Origin of the sequence: Enterobacter sp. TCD1-1, from assembly GCF_020567405.1 — a bacterium.
Taxonomy (GTDB): Bacteria; Pseudomonadota; Gammaproteobacteria; order Enterobacterales; family Enterobacteriaceae; genus Enterobacter; species Enterobacter quasiroggenkampii.
Genome location: NZ_JAJCXF010000008.1, coordinates 93,370 through 114,868, shown reverse-complemented (window position 1 = coordinate 114,868; position 21,499 = coordinate 93,370). Strand labels below are relative to the sequence as shown.

Here is a 21,499-nt window from a genome sequence, read left to right as displayed (position 1 = left end):
GCCTAACAACAGTCACAAGTTGGGTCAATACAATACGTCTAAAGTTGAGGGTTGCAGTGGCATAACAAAATGAAACTTAACCTTTCACACCGCCCGCCGTCAGGCCGTTGACCAGCCAGCGCTGCGCCAGCAGGAACACCACGGTAATCGGGATGGCAGAGAGTACGGCCGCCGCGGCAAAGTCGCCCCACAGGTAGTTTTGCGGGTTGAGGTATTGCTGCATACCCACGGCCAGGGTGTAGCTGTTCACATCACGCAGTAACAGTGAGGCAACCGGTACTTCGGTGATCGCAGCGATAAACGACAGGATAAACACCACCGCCAGAATCGGCACCGACAGCGGCAGCAGCACCAGGCGGAACGCCTGCCACGGGGTAGCCCCATCCAGCGCGGCCGCTTCTTCCAGCGAACCGTCGATGGTTTCGAAATAGCCTTTAATGGTCCACACATGCAGTGCGATACCGCCAAGGTAGGCGAAGATCACGCCACCGTGGGTGTTCAGACCGATAAACGGAATGTACTGGCCCAGGCGGTCAAACAGGGCGTACAGCGCCACCAGCGACAGCACCGCCGGGAACATCTGGAAAATCAGCATCCCTTTCAGCAGCGTCGCTTTGCCCGGGAAACGCATACGGGCAAAGGCGTAAGCGCAGGTGGTGGACAGCGCCACGATACCGATCGCGGTAATGCCTGCGATTTTCACCGAGTTCCACAGCCACAGCAGCACCGGGAACGGCGGTGGCGTGACGCGGCCATCCGCGTGCTCCACGCTGAAGCCCAGCGCGAGCTTCCAGTGCTCCCAGGAGATTTCGTCCGGGATCAGGCTCCCGGTGGCAAAGTTACCCGAACGCAGGGAGATGGCGATTACCATCAGCAGCGGGAACATGATCGCCGCGATAAAAATCAGCAGGCCTAAATGCGTCGCCAGGAGGCGCAGTTTCTGAGATTTGGGTTGTACCATAGCCATGTTCAGTGCCCTCCTTAGTCAAATTTCATACGCGTGGCTTTCAGGTTCACTATCGCCAGTGCGCCTACCAGCAGGAAGATCAGGGTGGCAATCGCCGCCGCCAGACCGAAGTCCTGACCGCCGCCGCCTTCGAAGGCGATACGGTAGGTGTAGCTCACGAGCAGGTCGGTATAGCCTGCCGGCGTGGTGGTGCCCAGGCGGTCCGGGCCGCCGTTGGTCAACAGCTGAATCAGCACGAAGTTGTTAAAGTTAAAGGCGAAGCTGGCAATCATCAGCGGGGTGAGCGGCTTGATGAGCAGCGGCAGCGTAATCTTAAAGAAGTTCTGGAACGGGCCCGCACCGTCCATCGCCGAAGCTTCGTACAGGTCATCCGGGATGGCCTTCAGCAGCCCCATGCACAGGATCATCATGTACGGATAGCCCAGCCAGGTATTCACGATGATGATCATCGAGCGGGCGGTAGTTGGGTCGCTGAACCAGGCCGGTTTGATGCCGAACAGGGCGCTCAGCATCATGTTGATTTCACCGAAGCTCTGGTTAAACAGCCCTTTGAAAATCAGAATTGAGATAAACGACGGCACGGCATACGGCAGAATCAGCAGCACGCGGTAGATCGCTTTGCCCTTCAGGGATTCCCACTGGACAAGACAGGCCAGCACCATGCCCACGGCCACGGTGAGGATCACGGTCAGTACGGAGAAGACCACCGTCCAGACGAAGATGGCGAAGAACGGTTTCTGAATGCCTTCGTCGGTAAACACGCGGGTAAAGTTGTCCCAGCCGATGGTGACGGTGTAGCCCGGGCTGAGTTTGTCATCACCCCATTTGCCGTCGGCAGTAATGGACTGATAGAAACCAATGTCATTATTCGGACGATATTTCACGCCGCTCTGGTTGTTGGTCAGCGTGCCGTCATCCGCCAGGGTATAGAGCGGTTGGGTGCCTGAGAACTGGCGCAGCGAGCTCATGATCACTTTGCTTTCGTCCGGCAGCACGGCGGTGAGCTGGGTCAGCGCCTGACGGTTCTGGGTAATGACGCGCAGGTTGGCACGTTCACCTTCCGGCAGGGCTTGCGCCTCTTTTAAGGTCAGCTTCTGCTCGCCGCCAAATTTGAAGGCGTCAGAGACATAGTATTTCCCGCTTGCTTCGTCAGTGAGCGCTAACTTCCACTCATTGCCTGCAGGATAGAGGCCGAAGTTAAAGGTCTTGCCTGCCTGGTATGAGCGGTCCAGCAGGACCTGCTGCGCGCGTTCCTGCGCAAGCTGGTTGGTGCTGCTGTAGTTGGTAAACGCAATGGCGACGGTACAAATCAACGGGAACAGAACAAACAGCCCCATCCCGGCCACGCCAGGGTAGACATAGCGCCAGGCGTAGGCTTTACGGTTGGCGAAAATATACAGGCCAGCAGAGCTTAAAATCAGCGTCATGATGGCGAACAGATATTCCCCTTGTACGTACATTAAAACAACAAGGTAACCCACCAGCAGGCACAGCAGACCGATCGCTGACCACTTCAGCGCGTCGCTTTGCCACCAGCGTTTCTTTTTAATGACATCCATGGGGTTCTTCCTCTACAACGGTGGAATCTTATCGTCAGGTGGCGCTGCGCTTACCTGACCTACGGATCGTGCCGTAGTCGTAGGGCGGGTAAGCGCACGCGCTACCCGCCGTTTTTCTGCTTACTTAGTAATACGACCCTGAGCATCTTTCAGCGCGGCATCAACGGTCTGGCGACCGCTTGCAGCGTTGATAACCGCGGTACGGGTGGCGTACCAGAATGCGGCCATCTGTGGGATGTTCGGCATGATTTCGCCTTTCTGGGCGTTATCCATGGTGGCCGCGATACGTGGGTCTTTCGCCAGCTGATCCTGGAAAGATTTCAGCGCGACGGCGCCCAGCGGTTTGTCCTTGTTCACTTCATCCAGACCCTGATCGGTCAGCAGGTAGTTTTCGAGGAACTCTTTCGCCAGCTCTTTGTTCGGGCTGGCAGCGTTGATGCCTGCGCTCAGCACGCCAACGAACGGTTTAGACGGCTTGCCTTTGAAGGTTGGCAGCAGCGTCACGCCGTAGTTGATTTTGCTCTTATCGATGTTGGTCCAGGCCCACGGACCGTTGATGGTCATCGCGGTTTCGCCTTTGTTGAACGCCGCTTCCGCGATGGAGTAATCGGTATCCGCGTTCATGTGTTTGTTCTTGATCAGGTCAACCAGGAAGGTCAGACCCGCTTTCGCACCTGCGCTGTCGACGCCCACGTCTTTAACGTCGTATTTGCCGTTTTCAAACTTGAACGCGTAACCGCCGTCGGCAGCAATCAGCGGCCAGGTGAAGTACGGCTCTTGCAGGTTGAACATCAGGGCGGATTTACCTTTCGCCTTCAGCTCTTTATCCAGTTTCGGGATCTCTTCCCAGGTTTTCGGTGGGTTAGGGACCAGGTCTTTGTTGTAAATCAGAGACAGGGCTTCGACCGCGACAGGGTACGCGATCAGCTTGCCGTTATAGCGAACGGCATCCCAGGTGAACGGGAACAGTTTGTCCTGGAACGCTTTGTCCGGGGTGACTTCAGCCAGCAGGCCAGACTGCGCGTAACCGCCGAAACGGTCATGCGCCCAGAAGATGATGTCCGGGCCGTCGCCGGTTGCCGCAACCTGCGGGAATTTCTCTTCCAGTTTGTCCGGATGCTCTACGGTCACTTTGATGCCGGTGTCTTTCTCGAATTTTTTGCCCACTTCGGCCAGGCCGTTATAGCCTTTGTCGCCGTTAATCCAGATAACCAGTTTGCCTTCTTCAATTTTGGCGAGCGCCGGTGCGGAAATCATCATTGCTGCGAGGGCGGACAATGCGAAAACGCGTGCGCCAGTCTTGATATTCATATCTGCCATCCTTTTTGGTGATGTCTCGTGGTATGACTTCAGTGGTTCAACGTGACTCAGTCTCCTTATTTGACATCCTCTTTCCATCCTCCCAACCCCTACGCCCCACCCCCCGTTTGTGTGATCTCTGTTGCATAAATTTAAGTTATGAGTGCTGGCGCACATAAAAACGCACTGAATTTTGCAGGCGGCTTCACGAATTTTGCCCTGGCCCGCCCGTGCCGGTCGCAGAGCCTGCTCTCTCATCCTCCCGCCTCCTCCCCCATAAAAAAGCCGGGGGGTGGAGGATTCGGGAAAGTAATGGATACCCCATAGTGAACTTATCTTGAATGTTTCTGTCGGTGACAGGTTGTAACGAAGGGAGAAGGGCATGGCGAGCGTACAGCTGCGTAATGTAACGAAAGCCTGGGGTGACGTTGTGGTGTCGAAAGACATCAATCTGGACATCCACGAAGGTGAATTCGTGGTATTTGTCGGCCCATCAGGCTGCGGTAAATCAACTCTGCTGCGTATGATTGCCGGTCTTGAAACCATCACCAGCGGCGACCTGCTGATCGGTGATACCCGAATGAATGACATCCCGCCTGCCGAACGTGGCGTAGGCATGGTGTTCCAGTCTTATGCTCTCTATCCCCATCTTTCCGTCGCCGAGAACATGTCTTTTGGTCTGAAGCTGGCTGGCGCGAAGAAAGAGGTCATTAACCAGCGCGTGACGCAGGTGGCGGAAGTGTTACAGCTGGCGCACCTGCTGGAGCGTAAGCCGAAAGCGCTTTCCGGCGGTCAGCGTCAGCGTGTGGCGATTGGTCGTACCCTGGTCGCCGAGCCGCGCGTCTTCCTGCTCGATGAACCGCTTTCCAACCTGGATGCCGCCCTGCGCGTCCAGATGCGTATCGAAATCTCCCGTCTGCACAAGCGTCTTGGCCGCACGATGATTTACGTCACCCACGATCAGGTCGAAGCGATGACCCTCGCCGACAAAATTGTGGTGCTGGATGCCGGCCGCGTGGCGCAGGTGGGCAAACCGCTGGAGCTGTATCACTACCCGGCAGACCGCTTTGTTGCGGGCTTTATTGGCTCGCCAAAGATGAACTTCCTGCCCGTCAAAGTGACCGCGACCGCGATTGAACAGGTACAGGTGGAGCTGCCAAACCGCCAGCAGGTGTGGCTGCCGGTCGACAGCGCCAACGTACAGGTGGGGGCAAACATGTCCCTCGGTATTCGTCCTGAGCATTTACTGCCGAGCCACATCGCCGATGTGACGCTGGAAGGTGAGGTTCAGGTCGTCGAACAGCTTGGTCACGAAACACAGATTCATATCCAGATCCCCGCCATCCGTCAGAACCTGGTCTACCGCCAGAACGACGTGGTGTTGGTAGAAGAGGGTGCCACATTCGCTATCGGCTTGCCGCCAGAGCGCTGCCATCTGTTCCGTGAGGATGGCACTGCATGTCGTCGGTTGCACAAAGAGCCAGGCGTTTAAGCAATCCCAAAAGAAGACACGAAACCGACAGGTGAAGTGTTCAAAGAAAAGCAATGATCTCAGGAGATAGAATGATGATTACTCTGCGCAAACTTCCTCTGGCAGTTGCCGTCGCAGCGGGCGTAATGTCTGCTCAGGCAATGGCCGTGGATTTCCATGGTTATGCTCGTTCCGGTATCGGCTGGACGGGGAGTGGCGGCGAACAACAGTGCTTCCAGGCAACCGGTGCTCAAAGTAAATACCGTCTGGGTAACGAATGTGAAACCTATGCGGAACTGAAGCTGGGCCAGGAAGTGTGGAAAGAAGGCGACAAGAGCTTCTACTTCGACACCAACGTAGCGTACTCCGTGGCGCAACAGAACGACTGGGAAGCCACTGATCCTGCGTTCCGTGAAGCCAACGTGCAGGGTAAAAACCTGATTGAGTGGCTGCCAGGTTCCACCATCTGGGCCGGTAAGCGCTTCTATCAGCGTCATGACGTCCACATGATCGACTTCTACTACTGGGATATTTCAGGTCCTGGTGCGGGTATCGAAAACGTCGATCTGGGCTTCGGTAAACTGTCTCTGGCCGCGACCCGTTCTCAGGAAGCGGGCGGTTCATACATCTTCACCAGCAACGATATCTATCATAACTTCAAAGACACCGCTAACGACGTCTTCGATGTGCGTTTAGCGCAGATGGAAATCAACCCGGGCGGTACGCTGGAGCTGGGTGTTGACTATGGCCGAGCTAACAAAACTGACGGTTACAGCTTCGCTGACGGCGCATCTAAAGATGGCTGGATGTTCACCGCTGAACATACCCAGAGCATGCTGAAAGGCTACAACAAGTTTGTTGTCCAGTACGCTACCGATGCAATGACCACTCAGGGCAAAGGTATTCCTCAGGGTTCCTTCACCGGCAACAACTATGACAAAGACGCTGAAATTGGTGTTGTAGACAACAAGATCAACAACAACGGCTCTCTGGTTCGTATTCTCGACCACGGTGCGATCTCTCTGGGTGACAGCTGGGATCTGATGTACGTCGGTATGTATCAGGATATCGATCGTGACGACAACAACGGTACGACCTGGTACACCGTGGGTGTGCGCCCAATGTATAAATGGACGCCAATCATGAGCACCTTGCTTGAAGTGGGCTACGACAACGTTAAGTCGCAGAAAACTGACGATACCAACAACCAGTACAAAATTACCCTTGCACAGCAATGGCAGGCCGGTGACAGCATCTGGTCCCGTCCAGCGATCCGTGTCTTCGCAACTTACGCGAAGTGGGATGAGAAATGGGGTTATGACAACGGCATTGCAAAAAGCGATACCAAAGCCACAACCTACAGCCGCGGTGACAACGACGAGTGGTCCTTCGGCGCCCAGATGGAAATCTGGTGGTAATACCGTCTTAACCTGACGTAATGACCAAACTGAGGGGCGCAAGCCCCTCAATCCTTGGGACGGCGCGCTATTGCCTGGCTACCGCTGACCTGTGCATTTTGAGGTGATAACAATGAAAATGAACAAAACTCTCCTTGCCCTTTGTTTATCCGCAGGGCTGCTGGCGAGCGCGCCTGCTGTAACGCTCGCTAATGTGAATTTCGTTCCGCAAAACACAACATCCGCGCCGGCCATACCGGCCGCAGCGTTGCAACAGCTGGTCTGGACGCCTGTCGATCAATCTAAAGCCCAAACGACCCAGCTCTCGACGGGGGGACAACCGCTTAATGTTCCAGGCATCAGTGGCCCGGTGGTCGCATACAGCGTGCCCGCTAACATTGGCGAACTGACGTTAACGCTCTCCAGTGAAGTCAATAAACAGACCAGCGTCTTTGCCCCGAACGTGCTGATCCTTGACCAGAACATGACGCCTTCTGCGTTCTTCCCGAGCGAATACTTTACCTATCAGGAACCCGGCGTCATGAGCGCAGACCGCCTCGAAGGGGTAATGCGACTGACGCCTGCGCTGGGTCAGCAGAAAATTTATGTACTCGTCTTCACCACGGAAAAAGATTTGCAGCAAACCACTACGCTGCTTGATCCCGCTAAGGCCTATGCCAAAGGCGTAGGTAACGCCGTGCCGGATATCCCGGACCCGATTGCCCGCCATACCACTGACGGCCTTGTGAAGCTGAAAGTGTCGACCAGCAGTGCATCCAGCGTCCTGGTCGGCCCGCTGTTTGGCTCCTCCGGTACCGGCCCTGTCACTGTAGGCAATACCGCTGCGCCTGCCTATACCGCACCTGCTGCCACCGCAGCCGCACCGGTAGCGACCGCAGCGCCAGCCCCGGCGAAGAAAGCGGAGCCGGTACTGAACGACACCGAAGAATACTTCAACAACGCCATTAAGCAGGCGGTGAAGCGCGGCGATGTCGATAAAGCGCTGAAACTGCTTGATGAAGCCGAACGTTTAGGTTCAACCACTGCCCGTTCCACCTTTATCAGCAGTGTAAAAGGCAAGGGGTAACCGTTTCCCCGCAGTGCTGATTTGTTAGTCGTTTGGTGCGCCTGAGTGGGCGCACTTTTTTTCGTCTCCGCCGGGCTGTTGCACTCTTGTTGCGATCGTGATCGTTAAATAACGTTTGGCCCCCCTCAATCCGTGTTTCTGCGATACAATGCCATTACGTTATGTATCGGAGAGTCTGGCATGTCACACCCTGCGCTAACGCAACTGCGTGCGCTGCGCTATTTCGACCAAATACCTGCGCTTGATCCCCAGCAACTGGACTGGTTGCTGCTGGAAGATTCCATGACGAAACGTTTTGAGCAGCAGGGAAAAACGGTCACGGTGACCCTGATTCAGGAAGGGTTTGTCTCTGGCGATGAGATCGCCAACGAGCTGCCGCTGCTGCCGCACGAGCCACGTTACTGGCTGCGTGAAATTTTACTTTGTGCCGATGGCGAGCCGTGGCTTGCCGGGCGGACGGTGGTGCCCGAGTCCACCCTTTCCGGGCCAGAACTGGCGCTGCAACGTCTGGGGAAAACGCCGCTGGGGCGTTACCTTTTCACCTCGTCTGAGCTTACCCGGGATTTTATTGAGATTGGTCGTGATGCCGAACTGTGGGGGCGTCGTTCCCGCCTTCGCCTGAGCGGTAAGCCGTTAATTCTGACGGAGCTTTTTTTACCGGCATCGCCGTTGTACTAAGAGGAAGAAAAAATGGAGTGGAGCCTGACGCAGAATAAGCTGTTGGCGTATCACCGCTTAATGCGTACCGATAAACCGATTGGCGCATTGCTGCTGCTGTGGCCGACCCTATGGGCGCTGTGGGTTGCCACGCCGGGCGTGCCGCCGCTGTGGATCCTTGGCGTGTTCGTGGCTGGCGTCTGGCTGATGCGCGCGGCGGGCTGCGTGGTCAATGATTATGCCGACCGTAAATTCGACGGCCATGTAAAGCGTACTGCCGGTCGTCCGTTACCCAGCGGGCAGGTCACCGGGAAAGAAGCCCGCGTGCTGTTCATCGTTCTGGTGTTGCTCTCTTTCCTGCTGGTGTTAACCCTGAACACCATGACCATTTTGCTTTCCGTCGCGGCCCTGGCCCTGGCCTGGGTGTATCCGTTTATGAAGCGCTATACCCACCTGCCTCAGGTGGTGCTCGGGGCGGCGTTTGGCTGGTCGATTCCGATGGCGTTTGCGGCGGTTAGTGAGTCCTTACCGCTCAGCTGCTGGCTGATGTTCCTGGCGAACATACTTTGGGCCGTGGCTTACGACACGCAATACGCGATGGTTGACCGCGATGACGACCTGAAAATTGGCATCAAATCCACCGCCATTCTGTTTGGCCGTCAGGACAAGCTGATTATCGGTATCCTGCAGGTCGCGGTACTGGCGCTGATGGTGGCGATCGGGCGCCTGAACGGGCTGAACTGGGAGTTTTACTGGTCCGTGCTGGTGGCGGGGCTGCTGTTTGCCTACCAGCAAAAGCTGATTGCGAAGCGCGAACGCGACGCCTGCTTCAAGGCGTTTATGAACAATAACTACGTCGGTCTGGTGCTGTTTTTAGGCCTGGCGATGAGCTACTTCATATAAAAAAAGCCGGGTGGCGGCTTCGCCTTACCCGGCCTACGATTTAGCAGGATATGTAGGCCCGGTAAGCGTCAGCGCCACCGGGCGTTTTTTTACCGGCGACGCAACAGCCGGAGCGCGTTCGCCGTCACCAGCACCGTCGCGCCGGTATCCGCCAGCACCGCCAGCCACAGCCCGGTCATGCCCAGCAGCGTGGTCACCAAGAAAATCCCCTTCAGCCCCAGCGCGATGCCGATGTTCTGACGGATATTGGCCCGCGTCGCGCGCGCAAGATCGATCATCTGCGCCAGTCCGGTCAGGCGGTTGTGGGTCAGCGCCGCGTCAGCCGTTTCCAGTGCGACGTCGGTACCGCTGCCCATCGCAATACCGATGGTGGACGCTTTCATCGCCGGGGCATCGTTAATCCCGTCACCGACCATCGCCAGCGGCGCCTGAGCATTCAGTTCCGTTACCGCGCTGACCTTATCCGCCGGCAGCAATCCTGCTTTAAACGCCAGCCCCAGCTCACTGGCAATCGCTGCCGCCGCGCGAGGGTTATCGCCGGTGAGAATCACGCCCTGGACGCCCAACTGATGCAGCGCCGACACGGCCTCTTTTGCGTCATCGCGCAGGGTGTCGCGCAGCGCCAGCCTCCCTTTTGCGGTGCCGTCCTGCATGACGGTCACGACAGTTTGTCCGGTCTGTTCTAACGCCTCCACCTCTGGCGTAGAAGACTTGCCCGCCGCGACAATCAGTACCTTTTTACCGTCAACGGTGGCCTCAATCCCTGACCCGACCAGCGCCCGCTGGGCGGTTGCCGGAGGGATGTTCAGCCCGCGCGACTGCGCTTCTCGCACAATCGCCTGCGCCAGCGGGTGAGTGGACCCCTGCTCAACGGCGGCGGCCAGGGTCAGCAGTTCATCTGCACTGATGTCCTGCGGATACACGCCGGTCACCTGCGGCTTACCCACGGTCAGCGTACCGGTTTTATCAAAGGCGATATGCTGGACCTGGCTTAGCTGCTCCAGCGCCGCGCCGCCCTTAATCAGCGCCCCGCGACGTGCCGCAGCCGCCAGCCCGGACGTAATGGCCGCCGGGGTGGAAATCACCAGCGCGCACGGACAGCCGATCAGCAATAGCGTCAGCCCTTTATAAATCCACCCCTCCCACGGCGCGCCAAAGAACAGCGGCGGAACGACGGTAACCAGCAGGGCAACCAGCATAATGGCGGGCGTGTAGATCCGGCTGAAGCGGTCGATAAAGCGTTCGACCGGCGCGCGGCGCTCTTCGGCCTCTTCAATCAGCTTCAGGATGCGGTCGATGGCGCTGTCACCCGGCTCGGAAAGCACGGTGAGCTGCACCAGACGGTCGACGCTGGTGGCGCCCGCTGGCACTTTTTCACCCGCCTCACGTTCGACCGGAATGGATTCTCCGGTCAGGGCGCTTTCATCAAAGCTCGCGGTGGCGGTAAGCAGCGCACCGTCTGCAGGCAAGCGTCCGCCTGCCGCGACTTCAATCACGTCGCCCGGACGAAGGGTCGTGATGGCGACCGTTTCACGCGTGCCGTTTACCACGCGCGTGGCGGTTTCCGGCTTCAGCGCCATCAGCGCGCTGACCCCTTTGCGCGCCCGGCTGGCTGCCCAGCCCTCAAGGCGTTCACCGATTAAGAACAGCAGCAGCACCATCGCCGCTTCTGCCGTCGCGCCAATAAACAGCGCGCCGATGGCCGCCACGCTCATCAGCGTTTCGATGGCAAACCAGCTGCCGCTTTTCATCAGGCGCAGCGCCTGACGGGCAATCGGGAACAGACCGACCAGCGTGGTGGCGATAAACGCCAGGTTGCCGAACGGATGGTTAATCTGTTCCAGCCCCCAGCTCAGTGCCATCATGATGATGAGGGTGATGAGCGGCAGGTTTTCCCGCAGGGAAGACGTTTTTTCCGCGGGCGCGGCTTCGCTACGCAGGCTGTAACCCGCCTTGCTTACCGCGGCTTCCACCTGTTTGCTGACGTCGTTTTCGGCGCTAACCAGCAGCTTTTCGGTGGCGAACAGCACCTGAACGTGGCTGACGCCCGGCACCTGTTTCACCGCATTTTCTACTTTACGGGCGCAGGCGGCGCAGTCCATGCCGTTAACGACCCAGCTGTAGCGGTTGCCGCTTTCGGGCAGCATTTCCGTTTGCGTTTCGCACGCGCCTTCGCAGCAGCAGTCGTCTTGAGGCGGAACCGGACTGAGCTTAAGCGCCGAGAATTGAGGAACTTTTTTGGGTGTTTCTGGAGTCGACATGGCAGTCTCCGGCAATGATAATTTTCTCATTAACCGCAGCATACACTCTGGAGTCGACTCCAGAGTCAAGCGTTATTTAGATATACAGCGAACGCACAATCAGGAAGTGCCCGGCAAAGTAACAGGCGGCGGCAATCGCGTTATCCGCCCGGAAACGGCGGCGATAGTGGCTGCCCAGCCACACGATATTCCCAATCAGCAGCAGCGCGGCGCCGAAGAATGCGGACATTGCCGGAGCGGTCGGACGGAAGAACCACAGTTCACCTGCCAGCCATACCATCACCAGGGTCATGGCGATAAACGTGCAGACCGGCAAACGCATCTCTTCCAGACGCGACCAGATCACCGCGATCAGCAGGGCGCCAATCACCAGCAGGACCAGCGGCAGCGGCCAGAAGAAAGAGAGCGTCATCTGGCTGGCGAAGTAGATGGTATACAGCAGGTGCGACAGGAAAAATGCCCCTACGGCATACAGCAGGCGCTGGCGCGGCAGCAGGGTCAGGGCGTCGCCAATCAGAGAGGCGCACAGCCCGGCGAGCACCAGATAGCTGACGGCGTTGAACATCGGCGCTTGCCAGGCCAGCAGCAACAGGAGCAACAGCGTGACGGGTTTAAACAGCCAGCGCTGCCAGGTGGGACCACGGTACGACGCATCGACATAAAGCCATGCGGAAAAACAGACAGCGATAAATGACCAAAGCATATTAACTCCCTGTATCTGTTAAGTCTGAATAATCAGTTTCTGATCCAGTGTAGTGACGCGGGCGGGCGTTTGGCAATGCCGGGGAAGGCAGGGTATCCTGAATTCCGCATAATCTGATGGGATTGTAGAATGAGCAAGATGCCGCTGTTTTTTATTATCGTGGTGGCGATTATCGTCATTGCCGCCTCGTTCCGCTTCGTGCAGCAGCGCCGCGAGAAGGCGGATAACGATGCCGCACCGCTGATGCAAAAGCGCGTGGTGGTGACGAACAAACGCGAAAAACCGCTCAATGACCGCCGCTCGCGCCAGCAGCAGGTGACGCCTGCGGGCACAACAATGCGCTATGAAGCGAGCTTTAAGCCGGAAACGGGCGGCCTGGAGATGACCTTCCGCCTGGAGGCGCAACAGTACCACCAGCTGACGGTGGGAGAGAAAGGAATGCTGAGCTACAAAGGGTCGCGATTCGAAGGGTTTGCACCGGAGCGGTAACGCCGGGCGGCACTGCGTTTGCCCGGCCTACAGGGTTTCGTAGGCCCGGTAAGCGAAGCGCCACCGGGCGATAGCGCGCACCTTACTTCTTCACCTGCGCCTTAAACTTCTTCATCCACACCAGCAGCTCAAACACGCCGAAAATAAACACGCGCAGCTGCTGCCAGCCCGTCATCTGCGGGCCGTCTTTCGGCAGACCGTTTTTCAGCATCACCATCTGCAGGGCGTGCATGAACGAGGTGAAAATCAGCGCGACGTTAACGAAAATATTCATCGGACGCGGGAACGGGTGCACCAGATTGAGCAGCAAAAACGCCCAGACGCCCAGCATCAGCAAGCGTCCCAGATTAATCAGTACCGGCATCGGATCCTCCTTGTGCCTGACGGTGATACAGACGATAAGCAACCTGACCTGCGACTTTTTCACGGTGCAGATCCCAGTGGGCGGGAACCGGCGGTAAACCGTTTTCCACTTCGCTTTCCACGTAAATCAATGCGTCATCCGCCAGCCAGCCGTTTTGCTCCAGCAGGGATAACGTCTCTTCCAGCAACCCCTTGCGGAACGGCGGGTCGACAAACACCACGGTGTGCGGCGTGCCCTTTTGTGCGAGGAAGCTCAGCGTGTTGGTGTTCACCACTTTCGCGTTGCTCGCCTTCAGCGTCGCCAGATTTTGCTGCAACGTCTGCGCCACGCCGCGCTCCATCTCCAGCAGCGTAGCGCTGGCAGCATAGCGCGACAGCGCTTCCAGCCCGAGCGCACCGCTTCCGGCGAAGCAGTCCAGGCAGCGGGCGTCTACCATTGACGGGGCCAGCCAGTTAAACAGCGTCTCGCGCACGCGGTCGGTAGTAGGGCGTAAACCGGGGCTGTCCGGCACCGGTAATTTCCGGCCTCGCCACTGACCGCCGATAATACGAATTTGACCGGCCGGGGCGCGGTTGGGTTTCTTCATCTCAGGAAAGCTCTGTTAACAATTGGCCTGCGATTGCGGGCGGTGATGTCAATTAAGTAAAGTGTTAGACTATTTCATCATTTTTTTAGCTTCCATGTATATAGCGCCGCGAGGAGTGTAGTCGCAGATGGCAAAACAAAAAAAACGTGGCTTCTTTTCCTGGCTGGGCTTCGGTGAAAAAGAGCAAGAAACAGAACAGAAAACCGAAGAGCAACATGCCGTTGAAGAGCCGTCGCAGCCTGAAACGCCTGTAGAAACCGCCGCGGTTGTCGACGCGGAAGAGACGGCGCACAGCAAAGAAGAGGTTGAAACCTTTGCTGAAGAGGTGGTTGAGGTCACTGAACAGGTTCAGGAAAGCGAGAAGCCAGAGCCGGTTGTCGTAGAAGCCGCTATCGAAGCACCACAGGCTGCTATCGAATACGAAGAGCTGCCGCTGCCGGAAGAAGTGAAAGCCGAAGCGGTGTCTGCCGAAGAGTGGCAGGCCGAAGCGGAAACCGTTGAAATCGTTGAGGCGGTGGAAGAAGAGGCGGCGCTTGAGCCAGAGCTGACCGACGAAGAGCTGGAAGCTCAGGCGCTGGCGGCCGAGGCCGCTGAAGAAGCGGTCATCGTTGTGCCGGTAGAAGAGCAGGCCGAAGAAGAGACCGTTCAGGAGCAGGAAAAACCGACCAAAGAGGGTTTCTTCGCGCGTCTGAAACGCAGCCTGCTTAAAACCAAAGAAAACTTAGGTTCCGGATTTATCAGTCTGTTCCGCGGCAAGAAGATCGACGACGATCTGTTTGAAGAGCTGGAAGAGCAACTGCTGATTGCGGACGTGGGTGTCGAAACCACCCGTAAGATCATCACTAATCTGACCGAAGGGGCGAGCCGCAAACAGCTGCGTGACGCCGAAGCGCTGTACGGCCTGCTGAAAGACGAGATGGGTGAAATTCTCGCAAAAGTTGACGAACCGCTTAATATTGAAGGCAAAACGCCATTTGTTATTCTGATGGTCGGCGTGAACGGCGTGGGTAAAACCACCACCATCGGCAAGCTGGCGCGTCAGTTCGAGCAGCAGGGTAAATCGGTGATGCTGGCGGCGGGCGACACCTTCCGTGCGGCGGCGGTTGAGCAGCTGCAGGTGTGGGGCCAGCGCAACAACATTCCGGTGATTGCTCAGCATACCGGCGCGGATTCCGCTTCCGTGATCTTTGACGCCATCCAGGCAGCGAAGGCGCGCAACGTGGACGTGCTGATTGCCGATACCGCAGGGCGTTTGCAGAATAAATCGCACCTGATGGAAGAGCTGAAGAAAATCGTTCGCGTCATGAAGAAGCTGGACGAAGACGCACCGCATGAAATTATGCTGACCATTGATGCCAGCACCGGACAGAACGCCATCAGCCAGGCAAAACTGTTCCATGAAGCGGTAGGACTGACGGGGATCACGCTGACCAAACTGGACGGCACCGCGAAAGGCGGGGTGATCTTCTCCGTGGCCGACCAGTTCGGCATTCCTATCCGTTACATCGGTGTGGGCGAGCGTATTGAGGATTTACGTCCGTTTAAGGCGGACGACTTTATTGAGGCATTATTTGCCCGAGAGGACTAACAATGATTCGCTTTGAACACGTCAGCAAGGCCTATCTCGGTGGGAGACAAGCGCTGCAGGGGGTCACATTCCACCTGCAGCCGGGCGAGATGGCATTCCTGACCGGCCATTCCGGCGCGGGGAAAAGTACCCTGCTCAAGCTTATCTGTGGGATCGAGCGGCCAAGCGCCGGGAAAATCTTTTTCGGCGGCCATGAGATCAGCCGCCTGAAAAACCGCGAAGTGCCGTTCCTGCGTCGTCAGATCGGCATGATTTTCCAGGATCACCACCTGCTGATGGATCGCACCGTTTTCGATAACGTGGCCATTCCGCTGATTATTGCCGGCGCCAGCTATGATGATATCCGCCGTCGCGTTTCCGCGGCGCTGGATAAGGTCGGGCTGCTGGACAAAGCGAAGAACTTCCCGATCCAGCTCTCCGGCGGTGAACAGCAGCGCGTGGGTATCGCCCGTGCGGTGGTGAACAAGCCTGCGGTGTTGCTGGCGGATGAACCGACCGGTAACCTGGACGATGCCCTGTCAGAAGGGATTTTGCGTCTGTTTGAGGAGTTTAACCGCGTGGGGGTTACCGTATTGATGGCGACGCACGACATCGGGCTGATTTCCCGTCGTTCGTACCGCATGCTGACCCTGAGCGACGGTCATTTGCACGGAGGCCACGGTGAATAAGCGTGATGCAATAAACCAGATTCGGCAGTTCGGGAACCGGTTTGACCGTTTCCGTAAGCCGCAGGGCGGGGGTGACGGCAATCGTAATGCGCCGAAGCGCCAGAAGGCCGCGCCAAAGCCAGCCTCCCGTAAAACCAACGTGTTTAACGAGCAGGTGCGCTACGCGTTCCACGGCGCGCTGCAGGACCTGAAAAGCAAACCGCTGGCGACGTTCCTGACGGTGATGGTGATCGCCATCTCCCTCACGCTGCCAAGCGTCTGCTATATGGTCTATAAAAACGTCAACCAGGCGGCGTCGCAGTATTATCCGTCTCCGCAGATCACGGTCTATCTGGATAAAGCGCTCGACGATAACGCGGCGGCGCAGGTGGTTGGGCAAATTCAGGCCGAGCAGGGCGTGGAGAAGGTCAATTATCTCTCACGTGAAGACGCGCTGGGCGAGTTCAGGAACTGGTCTGGCTTTGGCGGCGCGCTGGATATGCTCGAAGAGAATCCGCTGCCCGCCGTGGCGGTGGTGATCCCGAAGCTGGACTTCCAGGGGACCGATTCGCTTAACACCCTGCGCGATCGCATCACGCGCATTAAGGGCATTGATGAAGTGCGCATGGATGACAGCTGGTTTGCGCGTCTCTCTGCTCTGACCGGGCTCGTAGGCCGCGTCGCGGCGATGATTGGCGTGCTGATGGTGGCGGCGGTCTTCCTCGTCATCGGCAACAGCGTTCGCCTGAGCATCTTCGCCCGTCGCGACACCATCAACGTGCAGAAACTGATTGGTGCGACGGATGGCTTCATCCTCCGACCGTTCCTTTATGGTGGCGCACTGCTCGGTTTTTCCGGCGCATTTCTTTCACTGATATTGTCAGAAATTTTGGTGATGCGGCTTTCCTCTGCCGTGACTGAAGTGGCGCAGGTTTTCGGAACCAAGTTTGATATCAGTGGGTTAGGGTTCGATGAGTGCCTGTTGTTGTTGCTGGTGTGTTCGATGATTGGGTGGGTGGCAGCGTGGCTGGCAACCGTTCAACATTTACGTCACTTTACTCCCGACTAATAAAAGCGTGATATAATCTTTCCCTGCACCGAGATGTTCGCTCTGCAGGGAAAGCGTCCCTGTTGTCTCTTCCCCTGTTATCATCTCCATGTCACATTTTGTGCGTAATTTATTCACCGTTGCACCTGGAACTTGTGGATAAAATCACTGTCTGATAAAAGAGTGAATGCTAATCTCGTTGCTCAAACGCTTTGGCATGGTTGTTGCCTGACGGGGACAACCTGGACCAGAAGAAACACTGAGAGGAATGAATGACCAAAGAAATGCAAACTTTAGCTTTAGCCCCTGTTGGTAACCTGGAATCTTACATCCGGGCTGCGAACACCTGGCCGATGTTAACGGCCGAGGAAGAAAAGGAGCTTGCTGAAAAGCTGCATTACCAGGGCGATCTGGAAGCAGCGAAAAAGCTGATCCTGTCTCACCTGCGCTTTGTTGTTCACATTGCTCGTAATTATGCGGGCTATGGCCTGCCGCAGGCGGACTTGATTCAGGAAGGTAACATCGGCCTGATGAAGGCTGTGCGTCGCTTTAACCCGGAAGTGGGTGTGCGACTTGTCTCCTTCGCCGTACACTGGATCAAAGCTGAAATTCATGAATACGTGCTGCGCAACTGGCGTATCGTGAAAGTCGCCACGACAAAAGCGCAACGCAAACTGTTCTTCAACCTGCGTAAAACCAAGCAGCGTCTGGGCTGGTTCAATCAGGATGAAGTGGAAATGGTGGCGCGCGAGCTGGGCGTATCCAGCAAAGACGTGCGTGAGATGGAATCCCGTATGGCCGCGCAGGACATGACCTTTGATATGTCCTCCGACGACGACGCATCCGACAGCCAGCCAATGGCACCGGTTCTGTATCTGCAGGATAAAACCTCTAACTTTGCTGACGGCATCGAAGAGGACAACTGGGAAGATCAGGCCGCGAACAAGCTGAGCTATGCGATGGAAGGCCTCGACGAGCGTAGCCAGGATATTATCCGCGCCCGCTGGCTGGACGAAGACAACAAGTCCACGCTGCAGGAGCTGGCCGACCGCTACGGCGTCTCTGCGGAACGTGTCCGTCAGCTTGAAAAGAACGCCATGAAAAAACTTCGCGCCGCTATCGAAGCGTAATTTCCGCGAAGTACACCGAGAACCCCTGGATGAGAGTCTGGGGGTTTTGTTTTTTTAGCGCCCGCTCTGGCGAATTCCCTCCCCCTGGCAAACACTTACTGATGCGCTAAGCAGGCGACTTTCTCAGGGGGACAGGGTGAAAAACAACGAACTGAACGACCGGCGTTTACAGGCGACGCCGCGTGGCATCGGCGTGATGTGTAACTTCTATGCCGATAAAGCAGAAAACGCCACGGTGTGGGATGTCGAGGGCAATGAGTACATCGACTTCGCCGCCGGTATCGCGGTGCTGAATACCGGCCATCGCCATCCCAAAGTCATTTCCGCCATCGAAAAACAACTCCACGCCTTTACCCACACGGCGTACCAGATCGTGCCGTACGAAGGCTACGTGGCGCTTGCCGAGCGCATCAACGCACGGGTGCCGATTGACGGCCCTGCCAAAACGGCGTTCTTCTCGACGGGCGCAGAAGCGGTGGAAAACGCCGTAAAAATTGCCCGCGCCTTTACCAGACGTCCTGGCCTTATCACCTTCGGCGGCGCGTTCCACGGCCGCACCTTTATGACCATGGCGCTGACCGGCAAGGTTGCGCCGTACAAGCTCGGCTTTGGGCCCTTCCCCGGCTCGGTGTATCACGCGCAGTATCCGAATGAACTGCACGGCGTCAGCACCGCTGAGGCGTTAAAAAGCCTGGAACGTATCTTTAAAGCGGATATTGCTCCTGACCAGGTCGCAGCGATAATTCTCGAACCGGTTCAGGGGGAGGGCGGCTTCAACATCGCTCCTGCTGATTTTATGCAGGCGCTGCGCGCCCTGTGCGATACCCACGGCATTTTGCTGATTGCCGACGAGGTGCAAAGCGGCTTCGCCCGCACCGGCAAGCTGTTCTCGATGGAACACCACTGCGTGAAACCGGATCTGATCACCATGGCGAAAAGCCTGGCGGGCGGGATGCCGCTCTCGGCGGTGTCGGGACGTGCTGAGGTGATGGATGCGCCCGCGCCGGGCGGGCTGGGTGGCACCTACGCAGGTAACCCGCTGGCGATTGCGGCGGCGCATGCCGTACTGGACGTGATTGATGAGGAAGATCTCTGTACGCGATCGGCGCATCTTGGCCATCACCTGGTGGAAGTGCTGAACAAAGCGAAGGAACACTGCCCGTATATCGCGGATATTCGCGCCCAGGGCTCGATGGTGGCGGTTGAGTTTAACGACCCGCAAACGGGCCAGCCTTCGCCGGAATTTACCCGCCAGGTGCAGGAGCGGGCGTTGCAGGAAGGGCTGCTTCTTCTGAGCTGCGGCGTCTACGGCAACGTCATTCGTTTCCTGTATCCGCTGACGATTCCCGAAGTGCAGTTCCGTAAAGCGCTGGACATTATCTCCGCCTCGCTGACACGTTAAAGCCATATGCCCGGCGAAAACCTCTGCCGGGCCTATCATATATTCATTTCAAATTAGCTATTCCAAAATCATAAAAATCGGGTATGTTTTAGCAGAGTATGCTGAAAAAGCGCGAACAGCACACCTATAACTGACATAAAGCGCTGCACAACAACATCACAACAATCGTAATAACCATAATAATGGGGAATCTCAGGATGAACATGAAGGGTAAAGCGTTACTGGCAGGATGTATCGCGTTGGCATTCAGCACCATGGCGCAGGCAGACATTAAAGTGGCTGTGGTTGGCGCCATGTCCGGACCGGTAGCGCAGTACGGCGACCAGGAGTTTACCGGCGCAGAACAGGCGGTTGCAGACATTAATGCCAAAGGCGGTATTAAGGGCGAAAAACTGCAGATCGTAAAATATGATGATGCCTGTGACCCGAAACAAGCGGTCGCGGTCGCGAACAAAGTGGTGAACGACGGGATCAAATACGTTATCGGTCACCTGTGCTCTTCTTCTACTCAGCCCGCGTCTGACATCTACGAAGACGAAGGTATCCTGATGATCACCCCGGCTGCGACCGCACCGGAGCTGACCGCACGCGGTTACAAGCTGACCCTGCGTACCACCGGGCTGGACTCTGACCAGGGCCCAACCGCGGCGAAGTACATCGTTGAAAAAGTGAAGCCGAAGCGCATTGCCATCGTTCATGACAAGCAGCAGTACGGTGAAGGTCTGGCGCGTTCAGTGCAGGACAACCTCAAGAAAGCCAATGCCGATGTGGTGTTCTTCGACGGGATCACCGCCGGTGAGAAAGACTTCTCCACCCTGGTGGCGCGTCTGAAGAAAGAGAATATTGACTTCGTATACTACGGCGGCTACCACCCGGAAATGGGCCAGATCCTGCGCCAGGCGCGCGCGGCGGGTCTGAAAACCCAGTTCATGGGCCCGGAAGGGGTGGCGAACGTTTCTCTGTCTAACATCGCAGGTGAATCCGCTGAAGGCCTGCTGGTGACCAAACCGAAGAACTACGACCAGGTTCCTGCGAACAAACCTATCGTAGATGCCATCAAGGCGAAGAAACAGGATCCAAGCGGCGCGTTCGTCTGGACCACCTATGCTGCGCTGCAGTCTCTGCAGGCGGGCCTGAACCAGTCAGCCGATCCGGCTGAGATTGCCACCTGGCTGAAAGCGAACACGGTTGAGACCGTCATGGGGCCTCTTTCCTGGGACGCGAAGGGCGACCTGAAGGGCTTCGAGTTCGGCGTGTTTGACTGGCATGCCAATGGCACGGCGACAGACGCCAAATAATTTTCCCGTCGCCTTTCGCGCCGCAGGTGCGTTGGCTGCGTTATTCAACCCCGGTCACTTACTTATGTAAGCTCCCGGGGATTTCATAACTTGCCGCCTTCCTGCAACACGAAATGCTTGGGAAAATGCGGTAGAAATTGTAGGCCGGGTAAGGCGCAGCCGCCACCCGGCTTTCTTTTAGCGCTTCTCCCACCCGCTCTCCTGCGCCGTAAAGCCTAACGCCTGCATAAACGCCGCCATCACGTCGCGGTCTTCCACGCCCACGTCGGCCATCCACCAGGAGGTCACGCTCGGGTTTTCGCGGATCACTTCTTCAATTAAATACTGTCCCACGCCGCGACGACGGGTGACGTCACGTACGCGCAGCGAGTCCAGCGCCCCTTCTGTACCGCTCAGGGTGACGCGAACCGCTGCCAGCAGGCGCTCGTTAAAACGCGCGGCATAAATGCGGTGGGTCTCATCCACGCGTAGCGACGAAGGGGAATATTCCGGCCAGATCTTGCCCAGGTCGATATGATCCTGGTCGCTAAAGGTCACCAGACGCACGATAGTCAGTTTCATTAGCTACTTGTCCAAATCAAATTGAGTAGAGGCAGTGTACTCAATTTATTCACTCAGGGGCTTCCTCTTTTTATTCTCATTC

At 57.0% G+C, this 21,499-nt stretch carries 20 protein-coding genes; 12 read left to right on the top strand and 8 right to left on the bottom strand.

What is annotated here, in order from left to right:
- Positions 1–76: 76 nt before the first annotated feature.
- The 3 genes from malG to malE all read right to left on the bottom strand — a co-directional run bounded on the left by malG (position 77) and on the right by malE (position 3,837).
- Positions 77–967 (bottom strand): maltose ABC transporter permease MalG, encoded by an 891-nt coding sequence (malG, locus tag LJA86_RS20995; protein WP_008500077.1) that lies wholly within the window; start codon positions 965–967, stop codon positions 77–79.
- 14 nt (positions 968–981) lie between these two features.
- Entirely contained in the window at positions 982–2,526 is a 1,545-nt protein-coding gene (malF, locus tag LJA86_RS20990; RefSeq protein WP_229226684.1) for a maltose ABC transporter permease MalF, read from the bottom strand.
- A 120-nt stretch (positions 2,527–2,646) separates the two neighbouring features.
- On the bottom strand, positions 2,647–3,837 hold the full coding sequence (malE, locus tag LJA86_RS20985) for a maltose/maltodextrin ABC transporter substrate-binding protein MalE (RefSeq protein ID WP_045909150.1): 1,191 nt from the start codon (positions 3,835–3,837) through the stop codon (positions 2,647–2,649).
- 370 nt (positions 3,838–4,207) lie between these two features.
- Here malE and malK point away from each other — a divergent pair, with 370 nt between their 5' ends.
- The 5 genes from malK to ubiA all read left to right on the top strand — a co-directional run bounded on the left by malK (position 4,208) and on the right by ubiA (position 9,340).
- The gene (gene malK, locus LJA86_RS20980) at positions 4,208–5,317 is read left to right on the top strand and encodes a maltose/maltodextrin ABC transporter ATP-binding protein MalK (RefSeq protein WP_008500080.1); all 1,110 of its coding nucleotides are present in this window, start codon (positions 4,208–4,210) and stop codon (positions 5,315–5,317) included.
- Positions 5,318–5,388: 71 nt separating this feature from the next.
- The gene (locus LJA86_RS20975) at positions 5,389–6,714 is read left to right on the top strand and encodes a maltoporin (protein ID WP_074168353.1); all 1,326 of its coding nucleotides are present in this window, start codon (positions 5,389–5,391) and stop codon (positions 6,712–6,714) included.
- A 112-nt stretch (positions 6,715–6,826) separates the two neighbouring features.
- Positions 6,827–7,780, top strand: coding sequence for a maltose operon protein MalM (gene malM, locus LJA86_RS20970; protein WP_048226423.1), 954 nt, complete (start codon positions 6,827–6,829; stop codon positions 7,778–7,780).
- 180 nt (positions 7,781–7,960) lie between these two features.
- Entirely contained in the window at positions 7,961–8,458 is a 498-nt protein-coding gene (ubiC, locus tag LJA86_RS20965; RefSeq protein WP_021242729.1) for a chorismate lyase, read from the top strand.
- A 12-nt stretch (positions 8,459–8,470) separates the two neighbouring features.
- Positions 8,471–9,340 carry a 4-hydroxybenzoate octaprenyltransferase gene (ubiA, locus tag LJA86_RS20960; protein WP_048030191.1) on the top strand — a complete coding sequence of 290 codons (870 nt, stop codon included), beginning with the start codon at positions 8,471–8,473 and terminating at the stop codon, positions 9,338–9,340.
- Positions 9,341–9,429: 89 nt separating this feature from the next.
- Here ubiA and zntA read toward each other — a convergent pair whose 3' ends face one another.
- Together zntA and LJA86_RS20950 are read right to left on the bottom strand one after the other, a co-directional pair.
- Positions 9,430–11,601, bottom strand: coding sequence for a Zn(II)/Cd(II)/Pb(II) translocating P-type ATPase ZntA (zntA, locus tag LJA86_RS20955; protein WP_229226683.1), 2,172 nt, complete (start codon positions 11,599–11,601; stop codon positions 9,430–9,432).
- Between the two features lie 76 nt (positions 11,602–11,677).
- On the bottom strand, positions 11,678–12,304 hold the full coding sequence (locus LJA86_RS20950; protein ID WP_045909154.1) for a lysoplasmalogenase: 627 nt from the start codon (positions 12,302–12,304) through the stop codon (positions 11,678–11,680).
- A gap of 129 nt (positions 12,305–12,433) precedes the next feature.
- Here LJA86_RS20950 and LJA86_RS20945 point away from each other — a divergent pair, with 129 nt between their 5' ends.
- A complete protein-coding gene (locus LJA86_RS20945) occupies positions 12,434–12,793 on the top strand; it encodes a DUF2500 domain-containing protein (protein ID WP_032650566.1) in 360 nt (119 codons plus the stop codon).
- A gap of 82 nt (positions 12,794–12,875) precedes the next feature.
- Here LJA86_RS20945 and LJA86_RS20940 read toward each other — a convergent pair whose 3' ends face one another.
- Positions 12,876–13,157, bottom strand: coding sequence for a DUF1145 family protein (locus tag LJA86_RS20940; RefSeq protein WP_008500088.1), 282 nt, complete (start codon positions 13,155–13,157; stop codon positions 12,876–12,878).
- A complete protein-coding gene (rsmD, locus tag LJA86_RS20935; protein ID WP_008500089.1) occupies positions 13,141–13,743 on the bottom strand; it encodes a 16S rRNA (guanine(966)-N(2))-methyltransferase in 603 nt (200 codons plus the stop codon). The genes LJA86_RS20940 and rsmD overlap by 17 nt, the downstream gene beginning before the upstream one ends.
- Before the next feature lie 127 nt (positions 13,744–13,870).
- Here rsmD and ftsY point away from each other — a divergent pair, with 127 nt between their 5' ends.
- The 6 genes from ftsY (at position 13,871) to livJ (ending at position 20,856) form a co-directional block, all read left to right on the top strand.
- On the top strand, positions 13,871–15,331 hold the full coding sequence (gene ftsY / locus LJA86_RS20930; RefSeq protein WP_229226682.1) for a signal recognition particle-docking protein FtsY: 1,461 nt from the start codon (positions 13,871–13,873) through the stop codon (positions 15,329–15,331).
- Between the two features lie 2 nt (positions 15,332–15,333).
- Complete coding sequence (gene ftsE / locus LJA86_RS20925) at positions 15,334–15,999, top strand: cell division ATP-binding protein FtsE (RefSeq protein WP_025758973.1); 666 nt, start codon at positions 15,334–15,336, stop codon at positions 15,997–15,999.
- Positions 15,992–17,047 carry a permease-like cell division protein FtsX gene (gene ftsX / locus LJA86_RS20920; RefSeq protein ID WP_045909157.1) on the top strand — a complete coding sequence of 352 codons (1,056 nt, stop codon included), beginning with the start codon at positions 15,992–15,994 and terminating at the stop codon, positions 17,045–17,047. The genes ftsE and ftsX overlap by 8 nt, the downstream gene beginning before the upstream one ends.
- A 251-nt stretch (positions 17,048–17,298) precedes the next feature.
- On the top strand, positions 17,299–18,156 hold the full coding sequence (gene rpoH, locus LJA86_RS20915) for an RNA polymerase sigma factor RpoH (protein ID WP_008500093.1): 858 nt from the start codon (positions 17,299–17,301) through the stop codon (positions 18,154–18,156).
- Positions 18,157–18,292: 136 nt separating this feature from the next.
- Entirely contained in the window at positions 18,293–19,558 is a 1,266-nt protein-coding gene (locus LJA86_RS20910) for a 4-aminobutyrate--2-oxoglutarate transaminase (protein WP_048030200.1), read from the top strand.
- A 197-nt stretch (positions 19,559–19,755) separates the two neighbouring features.
- Positions 19,756–20,856 (top strand): branched chain amino acid ABC transporter substrate-binding protein LivJ, encoded by a 1,101-nt coding sequence (gene livJ, locus LJA86_RS20905; RefSeq protein WP_072163886.1) that lies wholly within the window; start codon positions 19,756–19,758, stop codon positions 20,854–20,856.
- 177 nt (positions 20,857–21,033) lie between these two features.
- Here the strand turns inward: livJ and panM are convergent, their stop codons facing one another.
- The gene (gene panM / locus LJA86_RS20900) at positions 21,034–21,417 is read right to left on the bottom strand and encodes an aspartate 1-decarboxylase autocleavage activator PanM (protein ID WP_045909159.1); all 384 of its coding nucleotides are present in this window, start codon (positions 21,415–21,417) and stop codon (positions 21,034–21,036) included.
- Between the last annotated feature and the right edge of the window lie 82 nt (positions 21,418–21,499).

Coding starts and splice junctions, on each gene's coding strand:
- zntA (WP_229226683.1), bottom strand. CDS start 11,601: ATGTCGACTCCAGAAACACCCAAAAAAGTTCCTCAATTCTCGGCGCTT.
- ubiA (WP_048030191.1), top strand. CDS start 8,471: ATGGAGTGGAGCCTGACGCAGAATAAGCTGTTGGCGTATCACCGCTTA.
- ftsE (WP_025758973.1), top strand. CDS start 15,334: ATGATTCGCTTTGAACACGTCAGCAAGGCCTATCTCGGTGGGAGACAA.
- livJ (WP_072163886.1), top strand. CDS start 19,756: ATGAACATGAAGGGTAAAGCGTTACTGGCAGGATGTATCGCGTTGGCA.
- LJA86_RS20975 (WP_074168353.1), top strand. CDS start 5,389: ATGATGATTACTCTGCGCAAACTTCCTCTGGCAGTTGCCGTCGCAGCG.
- rsmD (WP_008500089.1), bottom strand. CDS start 13,743: ATGAAGAAACCCAACCGCGCCCCGGCCGGTCAAATTCGTATTATCGGC.
- LJA86_RS20945 (WP_032650566.1), top strand. CDS start 12,434: ATGAGCAAGATGCCGCTGTTTTTTATTATCGTGGTGGCGATTATCGTC.
- ftsY (WP_229226682.1), top strand. CDS start 13,871: ATGGCAAAACAAAAAAAACGTGGCTTCTTTTCCTGGCTGGGCTTCGGT.
- ubiC (WP_021242729.1), top strand. CDS start 7,961: ATGTCACACCCTGCGCTAACGCAACTGCGTGCGCTGCGCTATTTCGAC.
- malK (WP_008500080.1), top strand. CDS start 4,208: ATGGCGAGCGTACAGCTGCGTAATGTAACGAAAGCCTGGGGTGACGTT.
- LJA86_RS20940 (WP_008500088.1), bottom strand. CDS start 13,157: ATGCCGGTACTGATTAATCTGGGACGCTTGCTGATGCTGGGCGTCTGG.
- malE (WP_045909150.1), bottom strand. CDS start 3,837: ATGAATATCAAGACTGGCGCACGCGTTTTCGCATTGTCCGCCCTCGCA.
- LJA86_RS20950 (WP_045909154.1), bottom strand. CDS start 12,304: ATGCTTTGGTCATTTATCGCTGTCTGTTTTTCCGCATGGCTTTATGTC.
- malF (WP_229226684.1), bottom strand. CDS start 2,526: ATGGATGTCATTAAAAAGAAACGCTGGTGGCAAAGCGACGCGCTGAAG.
- panM (WP_045909159.1), bottom strand. CDS start 21,417: ATGAAACTGACTATCGTGCGTCTGGTGACCTTTAGCGACCAGGATCAT.
- malM (WP_048226423.1), top strand. CDS start 6,827: ATGAAAATGAACAAAACTCTCCTTGCCCTTTGTTTATCCGCAGGGCTG.
- rpoH (WP_008500093.1), top strand. CDS start 17,299: ATGACCAAAGAAATGCAAACTTTAGCTTTAGCCCCTGTTGGTAACCTG.
- malG (WP_008500077.1), bottom strand. CDS start 967: ATGGCTATGGTACAACCCAAATCTCAGAAACTGCGCCTCCTGGCGACG.